This window comes from Frankia umida (assembly GCF_023242945.1).
GTDB lineage: Bacteria > Actinomycetota > Actinomycetes > Frankiales > Frankiaceae > Frankia > Frankia umida.
In genome coordinates, this window is sequence record NZ_JALKFT010000008.1 from 109,974 (window position 1) to 123,597 (window position 13,624).

Genomic DNA, 13,624 nt, shown 5'->3' on the forward strand with positions numbered 1-13,624 from the left:
CGAGGAGGTGGACGGTGGCGGATCCAGCCCGGGCGCGCCGGTTGGCGGTGCGCATCCGTGAGGTGGTCGCGTCCATGTTGGAACGCGGCGTCAAGGATCCTCGACTCGGCATGGTCACGGTGACCGATGTCCGGGTCAGCCCGGACCTGGTGGACGCGACGGTCTTCTACACCGTCTACGGCGGCGAGGCCGACCGGCAGGCCTCGGCCGAGGCGCTGGAGTCGGCCCGCGGACTGCTGCGCAGCCAGGTGGGCCGGGCCACCGGGGTGAAGAACACCCCGACCCTGACCTTCGTGCACGACCGGCTGCCCGATGACGCCCGTCATCTCGAGGATCTGATCAGTGTGGCGCGGGCACGGGACGCCCGGCTGGTGGAGGTCCGTCGGGACGCGCGCCCAGCCGGCGAGGACGATCCCTATCGACGTCCGCGGGTGATCGACGAGGACGACCCGCTCGAGGACAGCCCCTTCGAGGACAGCCCCTTCGAGGACAGCCCCTTCGAGGATGATGACCCCGTGGACGAGGGTACCGACGACAGCCGAGGGTACCTCGACGATCGGGATCGCGGCGCAGTCGGCGACCTTGATGTGACAGGCCGTTAGAGGAAGGCTCGCGGGTCGGCGGGCACGGCGAGGGAGACGGGCGATGATCGATCGGAGCGGCCCCGCGGCGGACCGGACGGCACTCGTCGGGCTGCTACGCGAAACCGTCGCCGCCGGCGAGGAGATCCTGCTGGCGGCGCACGTCGCTCCGGACGCCGACAGCCTCGGTTCGGCGCTGGCCCTGGGACTGGCGCTGCGCCGTCTGGGCGCCCGGGTCCGGGTGTCCTTCGACGCCGAACCGTTCGCGGTGCCCCGCACGCTGCGTTTCCTCGCCGGCCAGGAGCTGCTGGTCGACCCGGCCGCGATCGGCGTCGCCCCCTACCTGGTCGTCACCCTGGACGCCGACAGTCCGGCACGCCTGGGTCGGCTCGCCGCAGCGGCCACGGCACCCGGCACCCGGACCGTGGTGATCGACCATCATCCGTCCAACACCCGCTTCGGCGTCGTCAACCTGGTCGACAGCACGGCCGCGGCGACCAGCGTGCTGGCCGTCGACGTCATCGACGCGCTCGGCGTGCCGTTGGACGTCGACATGGCCGCCGCCCTCTACGCCGGCCTGGTCACCGACACCGGATCGTTTCGTTCCGCCGCGACGACGGCCGCGGAGCACCGGCTGGCCGCCCGCCTGCTGGAGACCGGCATCCGCCACGACCTGATCGGCCGGGACCTGTGGGACGACCATCCCTTCGGCTATGTCCAGCTGCTGGGCTCGGTGCTCGGGCGGGCCCGCCTCGAACCCGAGCACGACCTGGTCTGGAGCTGGTGTGAGCAGCGGGATCTGCTGGCGGCCGGCCTCGCCCCGGATGAGATCCAGGGGTTCATCGACATCCTGCGCTCGGTGTCGGACGCGGAGGTCGCGCTGATCTGCCGGCAGGACAGCACCGGTTGGAACGTGTCGGTGCGCTCACGCGGTGGCCTCGACGTCGGCGCCGTGTGCGTGACCCTCGGCGGCGGCGGGCACCGGCTGGCCGCGGGCTTTCGCTCCACCGCCGAACTCGTCTCGCTGATGGACCAGGTACGCGCGGCGTTGGCACCGGCCACGGCGTTGGGCGCCCGGTGAGTCCGCACGGACGCGGCACCGGCCCGCAGGTGGACGGCCTGCTCGTTCTCGACAAGCCGGCCGGCTGCACCTCCCATGACGTGGTCGCGCGGGCCCGACGGATTCTGGGGCAGCGCCGGATCGGTCACGCCGGCACCCTCGACCCGATGGCCACCGGGGTGCTGTTGCTCGGCGCCGGACGCGCCACCCGGCTGCTGGGCCATCTCGCGCTGACGGACAAGACCTACACGGCGACGATCCGCCTCGGCCGGACGACCACCACCGACGACGCGCAGGGCGAGCCGTTGGTGGACCGGCCGGTCGACGTCGACGACGTGGCGCTGCTCCGGGAGCTGGGCGCGCTCACCGGTGCGATCGACCAGGTGCCCTCGAGCGTGAGCGCGGTGAAGGTCGACGGTGTGCGGGCCTACGCCCGGGTCCGCGCCGGGGAGCAGGTGGAACTCGCCGCCCGGCGGGTCACGGTGCACCGCTTCGACCTGCTGGCGCGCCGCGGCGACGACCTCGACGTGGTGGTGGACTGCTCCAGCGGTACCTACATCCGGGCGCTCGCGCGTGATCTCGGGTCGGCGCTGGGATGCGGGGGGCATCTGGTGGCGCTGCGGCGCACCGTGGTGGGTCCCTTCGCGCTGGCGGCGGCGGTGAGTCTGGACACCTTCGCGCAGCGGGGAGCGGCGGCGCTCACACCGCTGGGGGAGGCGGTGTCGACCAGCTTCGCCCGCCGTGAGGTCGCCGGCGCGCAGGCTGTCGACGTCACCCACGGCCGGCGCCTGACGCCGCTGGGACAGCCCGGTACCTACGGGGTGTTCGACCCGGACGGGACGGTGCTGGCGCTGGTGGAGGAGACCGCCGACACCGTCCGCTCGCTGGTCGTGTTCGCCCCGGCCTGAGGTGGATATCCGGTCGTGGTGACCGGGGCGCCGAGGGCCGCGTGGCCCGGTGCCGCCACCGGTGGTGGTGCCGCCCGGACGGTGCAGCGCGGGAATGTCCTAGGCTTCCCTGCGTGCATACGTGGCGGGGCGCCGAGAACACACCGGCCGAGTGGGGCGGCGGGGTGGTCACGATCGGTTTCTTCGACGGCGTGCACCGGGGCCACCGGCGCATCATCGGTGAGGCGGTGGCCCGGGCGCACGATCGCGGCCAGCCGGCGCTGGCGCTGACCTTCGATCCGCATCCCGGCGAGGTGCTGCGTCCCGGCAGCCATCCGGCGTTGCTGACCACCCTGCGGTACAAGACCGAGCTGCTGGCCGAGATCGGTGTCGACGCGCTGTGCGTGCAGCCGTTCACGGCCGGGTTCAGCCAGGTGTCGGCATCCGACTTCGTCCACGAGATCCTGCTGCGGCGGCTGCGGGCCAGCGTCGTGGTGGTCGGGGAGAACTTCAGCTACGGCCACCGGGCGGCCGGGCGGCTGAGCACGCTCATCGCCGACGGCGCGGCCGCCGGGTTCGAGGTGCGCGGCGTGCCGCTGGTCCGGGCGGGGGAGCGGGTGCTCTCCTCGACGGAGATCCGCCGTCTGGTCGCGGCCGGTGACGTCGAGTCGGCCGCGGCGGCGCTCGGTCGCCCGCACCGGGTCGAGGGTGAGGTCGTGCACGGCGACGCCCGCGGTCGCACGATCGGCTATCCGACCGCGAACATGGACGCGACTCCGTGGGCCGCGGTGCCGGCCGACGGCGTGTACGCCGGGTTCGCCTGCTGGGGGGAGCATCGCCAGCCGGCCGCGATCTCCATCGGCACGAACCCGACCTTCGCCGGGCGAGAGCGCCGGGTGGAGGCGTTTCTGCTCGATTTCGACGGCGACCTCTACGGCGCGTACATGGCGTACGAGTTCACCCATCGGCTGCGTCCGACGTTGCGCTTCGACTCGGTGGACGAACTGGTCACCCAGATGGCCGCCGACGTCGAGACGACCCGGACGGTGACCCTGTCGGTGTGAGCCCGGTCGGTGAGCCCGGTCGATGGGAGCCCAGGCCGGTGTGAGTCCAGGTTGCTGGGAGCCTCGATGGGGGGAGCCCAGGTCGGACGGGCGAGGGCGGTCGGGCGCGGATGGCCGGCCGGTGACCGGGGGGTTCGCCGTCGGTTGATAAGCTTCGGGGTCAGGCGGGAGTGGCGTGTCCGGATCCAGCGGCGAGGTGGCCGCGGACCGGCTGTCGATCCGGGTGGTGAAGACCCCGGACGCACGCCGTCCCGAAGCAGAGGAGAGGGTTCAGCGTGCCGCTCGCGAGCGACGTCAAGCAGAAGATCATGTCGGACTATGCCACCGTGGAGCGGGACACCGGCTCGCCGGAGGTCCAGGTCGCGATGCTGACCAGGCGGATCAGCGACCTGACCGAGCACCTCAAGGTGCACAAGCACGACCATCACAGCCGCCGCGGCCTGCTCCTGCTGGTCGGGCGCCGGCGCCGGCTGCTGAACTACCTGTCGAAGACCGATATCAACCGGTACCGGTCGCTGATCGAGCGACTCGGGCTACGTCGATAGCGCCCAAGAGGGAGCGGACCCGCCCGGGACGCTCCCTCTGCCGCATCGGGGGGTAGGTACCTGGTGCGGCAGGTGCCGGCGGGGTTCCCGCCGGCACGATGAAGGACCTGACCGGGTCCGTGACGGCGGGATCCGCCGGTCCTCGGTCGTGGTCGCCGGGTGCGAGCTTTCCGCTCGTGCTCCCGGGGGCCTCGACTGAGCACCGGCATCCTCGAAACGCGGACCCGGCCGGAACACACGATCGGCTGCGTGGACCCGGCCGACGACGAGGATGGAGTGGCTTCGAGTGGACGACTCGACACATGCGGCAGAGGCGGTCATCGCGACCCCGGCCGGTACCCGCACGGTGCGTTTTGAGACCGGCCGGCTGGCCAGGCAGGCCGCCGGATCGGCGGTCGCCTTCCTGGGCGACACCATGGTGCTGTCCGCGACCACGTTCAGCAAGCAGCCCAAGGAACAGCTCGACTTCTTCCCCCTGACGGTGGACGTCGAGGAGCGGATGTACGCCGCCGGGCGCATCCCCGGCTCGTTCTTCCGCCGTGAGGGCCGGCCCAGCGAGGACGCGATCCTCACCTGTCGGCTGATCGACCGGCCGCTGCGCCCGTCGTTCGCCAAGGGCCTGCGCAACGAGATCCAGGTCGTGGCCACCGTGCTCGCCCTGGACCCGAACACCCTCTACGACGTGGTCGCGATCAACGCGGCGAGCGCGTCGACGACGCTGTCCGGTCTGCCGTTCTCCGGTCCGATCGGTGCGACCCGGGTCGGCTACGTCGACGGTGAGTGGATCGCCTTCCCGACGCACGAGGAGCTCTCCCGGGCCACCTTCGACATGGTCGTCGCCGGCCGGGTCGTCGACGGCGGCGATGTGGCGATCATGATGGTGGAGGCGGAGGCGACCCCGGGCACGGTGGAGCTGATCGCCGGGGGCGCTCCCGCGCCGACCGAGGAGGTCGTCGCCGCGGGTCTGGAGGCCGCCAAGCCCGCCATCCGCGAGCTGTGCCGGGCGCAGAGCGAACTGGCCGCGGCCGCCGGCAAGCCGATCCGGGAGTTCCCGGTCTTCGTCGACCACCAGGACGACGTGTTCGACGCGCTGTCCGCCGCGGTGGGCGACGAGCTGGGCGCGGCGCTGCGTATCGCCGGCAAGACCGAGCGCGAGGCCGAGCTCGACCGGGTCCGCGGGCTCGCGGCGGAGAAGGTCGCCGCCCAGTTCGAGGGTCGGGAGAAGGAGATCAACCCGGCCTACCGGGCGCTGACCAAGAAGCTGGTGCGCTCCCGGATCGCCACCGAGGGTGTGCGCATCGACGGTCGGTCGACGACCGAGATCCGGGCGCTGTCGGCCGAGGTCGACTACATCCCGCGGGTGCACGGCTCGGCGCTGTTCGAGCGGGGCGAGACGCAGATCCTCGGCGTCACGACGCTCGCGATGCTGCGCATGGAGCAGACGGTCGACACGCTCAACCCCGACCGCACCAAGCGGTACATGCACAACTACAACTTCCCGCCGTACTCCACCGGTGAGACCGGCCGGGTGGGTTCGCCCAAGCGCCGCGAGATCGGCCACGGCGCGCTCGCCGAGCGGGCGCTGCTGCCGGTGCTGCCCAGCCGCGAGGAGTTCCCCTACGCGATCCGCCAGGTCTCCGAGGCGCTGAGCTCCAACGGCTCCACCTCGATGGGCTCGGTCTGCGCGAGCACGCTGTCGCTGCTCAACGCCGGTGTGCCGCTCAAGGCGCCGGTCGCCGGCATCGCGATGGGTCTCATCCACGCCGATGGCACCTACGTCACGCTGACCGACATCCTCGGCGCCGAGGATGCCTACGGCGACATGGACTTCAAGGTCGCCGGCACCCGTGACTTCGTCACCGCGCTGCAGCTGGACACCAAGCTCGACGGCATTCCCGCCTCGGTGCTGGCCGCCGCGCTGCAGCAGGCCCGCGGCGCGCGGCTGACGATCCTGGACGTGATGGCCGAGGCCATCGGCAGCCCGGACGAGATGTCCGCGCACGCCCCGCGGGTCATCTCGGTCAAGATCCCGGTCGACAAGATCGGCGAGGTGATCGGGCCCAAGGGCAAGATGATCAACCAGATCCAGGCCGACAGCGGCGCCGAGATCACCGTCGAGGACGACGGCACGATCTACATCGGCGCCGTGGACGGCCCGTCCGCCGAGTCCGCCCGCTCGGCGATCAACGCGATCGCGAACCCGCAGATGCCGGAGGTCGGCGAGCGCTACCTCGGCACGATCGTCAAGATCACGAACTTCGGGGCGTTCGTGTCGCTCACCCCGGGTCGGGACGGTCTGCTGCACGTGTCCAAGCTCAAGACGCTCTCCGGCGGCAAGCGGGTGGAGAAGGTCGAGGACGTGCTCACCGTCGGGCAGAAGCTCCAGGTGGAGATCACCGAGATCGACAACCGGGGCAAGATCTCGCTCTCGCCGATCGCCGAGGCCGCCGACGCGGCGTCGACCTCCTGACGGCCGCGTCGTGACCGACACGCCTACCCCGGACCTGGCCCCGTCCCGGCTGACCACCGGCGGGTTCACCAGCGAATCGCTGCTGAACGGCACCGTGCGCCGCACGGTGCTGCCCGGCGGCCTTCGGGTCATCACCGAGCGGGTGCCGGGAGTCCGCTCGGCCGCGATCGGCGTCTGGGTGGGCGTGGGATCGCGCGACGAGACACCGGTGACCGCGGGCTGCTCGCACTACCTCGAGCACCTGCTGTTCAAGGGGACGACCCGACGGGACGCGCTGACCATCAGCGCGTCGGTGGAGGCGGTCGGCGGCGACCTGAACGCCTTCACCAGCAAGGAGTACACCTGCTACTACGCGCGGGTGCTCGACACCGATCTGCCGATGGCCGTCGACGTCGTCGCCGACATGGTGACCAGCTCGCTGGTGACCGCCGACGACGTCGAGGCCGAGCGGGGCGTGATCCTCGAGGAGATCGCCATGCACGAGGATGACCCGGGGGACGTCGTCCACGACGTGTTCGCCGAGGCCATGCTCGGTTCCTCGGCGCTCGGCCGCCCGGTGCTCGGCACGATCGAGTCGATCGAGGGGCTCGGCCGGGAGACGATCGCCGACTACTACCACGGTCGTTACGTTCCCCCGGCGCTGGTCGTCGCGGTGGCCGGCAACCTCGAGCACGAGCGTGCGCTCGACCTGGTCGCCGACGCCTTCGGTGCGCGCCTGGGCGCCGGCGTCACACCGCAGCCGGTGCGCGCCGGGCGGTACGCCTACCCGCCGGCACCGGGCATCGTGGTCTCCGAGCGGCCGACCGAGCAGGCGAACCTGGTGCTCGGCACGGTCGGGCTGTCCCGGCACGACCCACGCCGGTTCGCCCTCGGGGTGCTCTCGACCGCGCTCGGCGGCGGGATGAGCTCCCGGCTGTTCCAGGAGGTCCGGGAGAAGCGCGGGCTTGCCTACTCGGTGTACTCGTTCGCCTCCCACTTCGCCGACGCCGGCCTGTTCGGCGTCTACGCCGGTTGCGGTCCGCGGCGCGCCGACGAGGTGCTCGCGATCGCCCGGGACGAGGTGCGGGCGATCGCCGAGCGCGGGATCACCGCCGAGGAACTCGACCGGGCCCGCGGGCAGAGCCACGGCTCGCTCGTGCTGGGCCTGGAGGACACCGGCTCGCGGATGAGCCGGCTGGGCAAGAGTGAACTCGCCCACGGGGAACTGCTCTCGATCTCCGAGATCATCGCCCGGGTGGACGCGGTGACACTCGAGGACGTACGCGAGATCGCGGCGACCCTGGTGGCGCAGCCCTGGGCGCTGGGCGTCATCGGGCCGTTCGACGACCACGATTTCAGCGCCGCCGTAGCCAGCTGAGATCGGCCCGGCCCGGCCAGGGTTTCGAGGCCGGCCAGGGTTTCGAGGTCGACCAGGGCCCGAGGCGGCCCAGGATCAGGCGGCCCCGCGGGGTGCGCGAGAGGGGAACAGGCACGATGAGTGATCGGCTGGCGGTCGGGGTGCTCGGGGCCCGCGGCCGGATGGGGGCCACGGTCTGCGCGGCCGTCGAGGCGGCACCGGATCTGGACCTGGTCGCGGCCGTCGACACCGGCGAGCAGCGGGAGCCGCTGCGCGCCGCCGACGTGGTCGTCGACTTCACCACACCGGACGCCGTGCTCGACAACATCCGGTGGTGCGTCGAGGCCGGGCGGCATGTCGTCGTCGGCACCACCGGCTTCGACGACGCCCGGCTGGACACCGTCCGCGGCTGGCTCGCCGGGTCCGCCGGGGTCGGCGTGCTGGTGGCGCCGAACTTCGGTGTCGCGGCGGTACTCATGATGACCTTCGCGGCGCGGGCCGCCCGGTTCTTCGACTCGGTGGAGATCGTCGAGCTGCACCATCCGAACAAGATCGACGCGCCGAGCGGAACAGCGCGGCGCACCGCGGAACTGGTCGCGGCGGCCCGCCGCGCCGCCGGGCTCGCCCCGGCCGGTCCGGACGCCACCACGTCGGCCCTGGACGGGGCCCGTGGGGCCCGGGTGGACGACGTGCCCGTGCACGCCGTACGTCTGGCCGGGCTGGTCGCCCACCAGGAGGTCCTGCTCGGGGGCGCGGGCGAGACGCTCACCCTGCGCCACGACTCCTACGACCGGACGTCGTTCATGCCGGGCGTCCTGCTGGCGGTGCGCGAGATCGTCAGCCGCCCCGGCCTGACCGTCGGCCTGGAGCACCTGCTCGACCTCGGCTGAGCCGGCGGGTCCCCGGCCGGCCGGGCGGCATCGGCCTGGCACCAAGGTGCCGGGGGGTGCTGTCGGCACCGCGTCAGCACGATCGCGGGCACTGCGATCGTGCTCGGAGACCGCAAAAGATAGGTTCCCGGGTGTGGTCGGACACGTTGACCGCCGCTCGGCGGCGAGCTCCCACAGCGTCTACGGTATTGATCTTGGGACGACGTTCAGTTGCGTGGCCCGGGTCACCGAGACCGGTGAGCCGCGGATAGTGCCGTTGGCGGGGGACGCGCAGACCCTGCCGAGCGTGGTGCTGTTCGTCGGCGCCGACGACTACATCACCGGTCAGCCGGCCCGTGAACTCGCCCGCGCCCGTCCCGACGACGTCTGTTCCCTGGTCAAACGCAGGATGGGTGACGGCGACTGGCGTTTCGTCACCCAGGGCACGGCCTGGTCGGCGCCGGCGGTCAGCGGGCTGATCCTCAAGGCCCTCGTCTCCGACGCGGCCCTGGCGACCGGCGAACCGGTGCACGACGTCGTCATCACCGTCCCGGCCTACTTCGGCGACGAGGAACGGCGCGCCACGGTGCTCGCCGGCGAGTACGCGGGGCTGTCCGTCGTCGATGTCATCAACGAGCCGACGGCCGCGGCCCTGTCCTACGGGTTCGCCCGGTTCGAGATCGGTGGCCGGCGCACCCTCGGCGGCCCGGGCACGGTGGCCGAGGAGGTCGCGCTCGTCTACGACCTGGGCGGCGGCACGTTCGACGTGACGGTGGTGGAACTGGCCGACCGGCGGGTGTCGGTCGTCGCCATCGACGGCGACCACCAGCTGGGCGGAGCGGACTGGGACGAGAAGATCGTGCTGCTGCTCGGTGACCGCTTCCTCGCCGAACATCCCGGCGCGCCGGACCCGTTGGACTCCTCCGAGGCGGCCCAGGTCCTGCTGCTCGCCGCCGAACGGGCCCGCCGCGAGCTCACCGACGTCGAGCGGACCACCGTCGTCGTCGAGCATGACGGCCGGCGCACCGAGGTGGTGCTGACCCGGTCGGCGCTCGAGGAGCTCACCGCCGGGCTGCTGGACCGCACGATCGCCCTGACCCGGGCCGCCCAGCAGGCGGCGTTGACCCGCGGGGTGCGTGGCATCGACCAGATCCTGCTGGTCGGTGGCGCCTCGCGGATGCCGGCGGTCGCCCGACGGCTGGCCGCCGAGTTCGGTGTTCCGGTGGCGCTCACCGATCCTGACCTGGCCGTCGCCCGTGGTGCGGCGATCTACGGTGAGAAGAAGGCGCTGGAACGACTCGTCCTCGCGGATCTGGTCACCCGCGGTCAGCTGGTCGACGGGGCCGGGGTCGACGCGGCCGCCCCGGAGGCGCTCGACGCGGCCTGCCACCGGTTGGCGCAGGCCCTGGACCTGCCGCCGTCCCGGGTCCGCCGGACGGTCGAGGTCCAGGTCGTCAACGTGGTGTCCCGTGGCTTCGGGGTGCTCGCGCTCAACCGGTTCGGTGACCAGAACGCGGTGTTCCTGGTGCACCGCAACGACCGGCTGCCGGTCGCCGTCGGACGGTCGTTCGGAACGGTTCGCGACGACCAGGACGCGGTCATCGTCCACGTCGTCGAACAGGCCGGCGGGGTCGAGTCGCCCCGGGTCGAGGACAACAAGGTGATCGCCGAAGCGGAGATCACCGGCATTCCCGCGGGTTTCCCGGCCGGCTCGCAGATCCACATCCAGTTCCGGATGGGCTTCGACGGCATCCTCGAGGTCACCGCGACCCACGAGGGTCTGGCGCAGCGGCCGCTGACAGTCCGGGTGGAGACCTCGGCGGCGCTCAGCCAGGCCGACGTCGCCCGGGAACGTGAACAGGTGGCTCGGGCCCGTCGGGAACGGGCCACCGGCCCCGGTTTCGGCTCTGGCCCTGGCCCTGGTTTCGGCCCTGGTTTCGGCCCTGGCCCCGGTCGACCGGATGAGCCTGGGCCCGACGCCGCGAACCCTGGGATCTGAGCCCGATGCCCGCCGCCGGCCCGCCCGGACCCACGCTTCCCGACTTCATCCCGGACGACTACCGCGCCCGCGTGCTCGCGTCGGTGCACCGCCGTGGCGGCGCCGAACACAGCGACCCGTTCGAGATCTACGACATCCCGCTGGCCGCCGTCGCCACCCTCACCGACGCCCAGGTCCAGGCCCGCATCGACGAGGTCTGGGCGTTCTGGCAGCGCAACCGGGACCATCCCCGCTACCGCGGTGCGATCATCGGGCTGCTCGAGCGGCACGCCGAACTCGCCGCGGCCCTCGCCGACCGCACCACCCGGCTGGCCCTGTCCGAACGGGTCGCCGCGGCCCGCGCCGAGCGGGACGACGAGCGCTTCGCCGCCCTCGACGCCGCCGCCCGTCGACTCGTCGCCCGCTTCGGTGGCCTGCCCGCGGACCGCCTCGAGGGCCTGCGTACCTGGGCCGCGACCCAGGACATCACCGCCGCCGAGTTCGACACCCGTATCCGCCGGCATCGCGTCCTGCCCGCCGCCGGCACCGAGGCGGCCACCGGCCCGGCCCACGGCGAGCAGGTCTCGCCCGCGGTGCTCCGCCAGATCCGCTCCGACCTGGACGAACTCGCCCGGATCGCCGCGACCACCCCGCCGCGCGGCCTGTTCGACCTGCTCGGCCTGCCCACGGACGCCTCGCCCGAGCGGATCCGCGCCGCCCGCGACGCCGCGCTGGCCCGGAACCGGGCCCGTCGACCAGACCGCCGCCGGGCCCTGCTCGACGACCTGCTGGCCGCCGTCCACACCCTGCTCGTCGACGGCGATCCCCACGCGTACCTGGACGCCCTCGCCGCCGACACCACCACCCGGCTGCGCCCACAGGTGGCCGCCGCCGTCCTGGTCGAGGATGCCCTGCTGCCCGCGGAGGCGGCCCGGCTCGTCGCCGCGGCCCTGGCTGACGGTCTCGACCCGCACCGGGCCCAGGCCGTCGTGCGGGCACTCGCCCGCGAACACGGTGTCGCCGCCCCACCGTTGCCCCCGATCACCGAGGCACCCGCGTCCGGTGCCCGCTCCCGGCCCGGTGGGACCGCCGCGACGGCCGGCGAGCCGGATGGTTCGACCTCGCGGCCCGCGGACCGCTCGGCGCGCCGCCCAGCCGCCGGCCCGACCCAGGGCGCCATCGACTGGCGCGCCCACGTCTCGCGGGCGCGGGCGGAGCTGCGGGCCGGACGTCCCGTGGCGGCCAGCGATCATGTCGCCGCCGCGCGGGAGGGCGCGGGAGAGACGCTGCCGCCCATTCGCGCCGTGGGGGACGAGGTCGAGGCGGCGATCCGGGCCGCCGCCACCGCCTGGGGCAGGCTCGCCGAGCTGGCCGCCGCCGCGCGCTATCGCGCGGTGCTTGACGCCGTGCGTCCGGTGGTCGCCGTGGCCGCCGACGTGCCTGGTCCGGGCGGCCAGTTGCCCGGTGAACTGCTCTCCCTCGCCGAGGCACGATGCGCCGCCGCCGACGATCTCGTCGCCCGGGCACGTGCCGCCGCGACCACGGGACCAGGCGGCACAGGGCCAGGCGGCACGGGACCAGGTGGCACGGGACCAGGCGGCGCCCAGGCGCGGTCGCGTCTGATCGACGAGGCACTGGCGCTGGTCGCCGACCACACCGAGGCACTCGCCCTGCGCGACGCCACGGCGGCGACCGGTGGGTCGAGGCCAGCGCCGGCGCGGGAGCAGGGGCCGACACCGGGGGTGGTGGCCGCGCCCGCGGGGGTGTGGGTGGGCTGGGAGGCCGGGTCGGTGGTGGTGCGCTGGCAGGCGTCGACGACGCCGGGCGAGGTCCGCTACCGGGTCAGTCGGATCGGCGCGGACGGCGCCAGCCGGGTGGTCGGCGTGACGTCGGCGACCGAGCTGGCCGACGGCGGCGCGTCCGCGGGCGACGTGGCCTACGCGGTCAGCGCGGGTCTTGGCCCGGTCTGGTCGCCGCCCACCCGTAGTGATGCCCCCGCCGAGGTCGCCACGGTGCCCGAGGCGGGTGATGGGCCGTCGACTCCGATGACGGTGTCGCTGTCGCCGTCGACGATCGGCCTGCGCTGGGAGTCCGGTCGGCTGCGCTGGAACTGGCCGGCGGACTGCGCCGAGATGGTGGTGGTGGCCCGTGTCGACGAGCGGCCGCGGTCGGCGACCGACCCGGGGGCGTTCACCCGCAGGGTGACCAGTGCACGTCACCGCCGTGAGGGCGGGGTGGTCCTGCCGGCCGAACGGCCACTGCACGTCGCGGTGTTCCGCGGAAACCGCGACAGCGGCCGGCTGGTGATCGCGCCGACGGCGGCGGCCTGGCTGCGCCTCGAACCAGACACCGCGCGGAATCCGCCCCCGACGTGATCCGCCCGAATGACGACGCCGGTGTAGTTTCCGGACCGATCGGCAGGAGTCGGCCTCCCAGGTGGTGCGGATGGGATTTCCCGTCACCGCACTGACGTAAGGGAGGGCTCCCCTGAAGGCGCCCGGGAGGCTGTGTACCATGCCCAAAGAGGTCGGTCGGGCTGATCTGGTCAGAACCTTGGGGGTGGCCGTGCGGCGAGGTCAGGGCATTATTTCCCAGGCGATGCAGGCCAGGCGGATGGTGTACAGCCGATCGCTGCGGCAGCAGTCTCTTCCCGTCGATTGTGGTTGATCCGATGGCCCTTTTCCCAGCCACCCAGGCGCGGGGAGAGGGGCTTGGCCCAGCTGCCTGGCATCGCTGCCAGGGCCGGTCAGGTGGCCTGTGGGCCGCACGGTCCGACCGGTCGGACCGGCCGGTCGTCGGAGTGAACCTTAAATCGTCCTTAATGATTCAGCTCC

The 13,624-nt window shown here is 72.9% G+C and carries 10 protein-coding genes; all 10 read left to right on the forward strand.

Annotation, left to right across the window (positions count from 1 at the left end; genetic code table 11):
* Positions 1-14 precede the first annotated feature (14 nt).
* The 10 genes from rbfA to MXD59_RS10560 all read left to right on the forward strand — a co-directional run bounded on the left by rbfA (position 15) and on the right by MXD59_RS10560 (position 13,165).
* A complete protein-coding gene (gene rbfA, locus MXD59_RS10515; RefSeq protein WP_248824516.1) occupies positions 15-602 on the forward strand; it encodes a 30S ribosome-binding factor RbfA in 588 nt (195 codons plus the stop codon).
* Between the two features lie 43 nt (positions 603-645).
* A complete protein-coding gene (locus tag MXD59_RS10520) occupies positions 646-1,662 on the forward strand; it encodes a DHH family phosphoesterase (RefSeq protein WP_248824517.1) in 1,017 nt (338 codons plus the stop codon).
* Positions 1,659-2,549, forward strand: a complete 891-nt coding sequence (gene truB, locus MXD59_RS10525; protein WP_248824518.1) for a tRNA pseudouridine(55) synthase TruB — start codon at positions 1,659-1,661, stop codon at positions 2,547-2,549. Before MXD59_RS10520 ends, truB begins: the two co-directional genes overlap by 4 nt.
* A 113-nt stretch (positions 2,550-2,662) precedes the next feature.
* The gene (locus MXD59_RS10530) at positions 2,663-3,592 is read left to right on the forward strand and encodes a bifunctional riboflavin kinase/FAD synthetase (protein WP_248824519.1); all 930 of its coding nucleotides are present in this window, start codon (positions 2,663-2,665) and stop codon (positions 3,590-3,592) included.
* A gap of 275 nt (positions 3,593-3,867) precedes the next feature.
* Entirely contained in the window at positions 3,868-4,137 is a 270-nt protein-coding gene (rpsO, locus tag MXD59_RS10535; RefSeq protein ID WP_248812770.1) for a 30S ribosomal protein S15, read from the forward strand.
* Between the two features lie 286 nt (positions 4,138-4,423).
* Positions 4,424-6,607: a polyribonucleotide nucleotidyltransferase gene (locus MXD59_RS10540; RefSeq protein ID WP_163546980.1), complete on the forward strand. Its 2,184-nt coding sequence runs from the start codon at positions 4,424-4,426 to the stop codon at positions 6,605-6,607.
* Positions 6,608-6,617: 10 nt separating this feature from the next.
* The gene (locus MXD59_RS10545) at positions 6,618-7,964 is read left to right on the forward strand and encodes a M16 family metallopeptidase (protein WP_248824520.1); all 1,347 of its coding nucleotides are present in this window, start codon (positions 6,618-6,620) and stop codon (positions 7,962-7,964) included.
* Between the two features lie 116 nt (positions 7,965-8,080).
* Positions 8,081-8,833 carry a 4-hydroxy-tetrahydrodipicolinate reductase gene (gene dapB / locus MXD59_RS10550; protein WP_248824521.1) on the forward strand — a complete coding sequence of 251 codons (753 nt, stop codon included), beginning with the start codon at positions 8,081-8,083 and terminating at the stop codon, positions 8,831-8,833.
* Positions 8,834-8,966: 133 nt separating this feature from the next.
* Positions 8,967-10,811, forward strand: coding sequence for an Hsp70 family protein (locus MXD59_RS10555; protein ID WP_248824522.1), 1,845 nt, complete (start codon positions 8,967-8,969; stop codon positions 10,809-10,811).
* Between the two features lie 5 nt (positions 10,812-10,816).
* Positions 10,817-13,165 carry a hypothetical protein gene (locus MXD59_RS10560; RefSeq protein WP_248824523.1) on the forward strand — a complete coding sequence of 783 codons (2,349 nt, stop codon included), beginning with the start codon at positions 10,817-10,819 and terminating at the stop codon, positions 13,163-13,165.
* Positions 13,166-13,624: the final 459 nt, after the last annotated feature.

What these genes read in the sequence shown, in the direction of transcription:
- MXD59_RS10520 (WP_248824517.1), top strand. Translation starts at nt 646, where the DNA reads ATGATCGATCGGAGCGGCCCCGCGGCGGACCGGACGGCACTCGTCGGG.
- MXD59_RS10560 (WP_248824523.1), top strand. Translation starts at nt 10,817, where the DNA reads ATGCCCGCCGCCGGCCCGCCCGGACCCACGCTTCCCGACTTCATCCCG.
- dapB (WP_248824521.1), top strand. Translation starts at nt 8,081, where the DNA reads ATGAGTGATCGGCTGGCGGTCGGGGTGCTCGGGGCCCGCGGCCGGATG.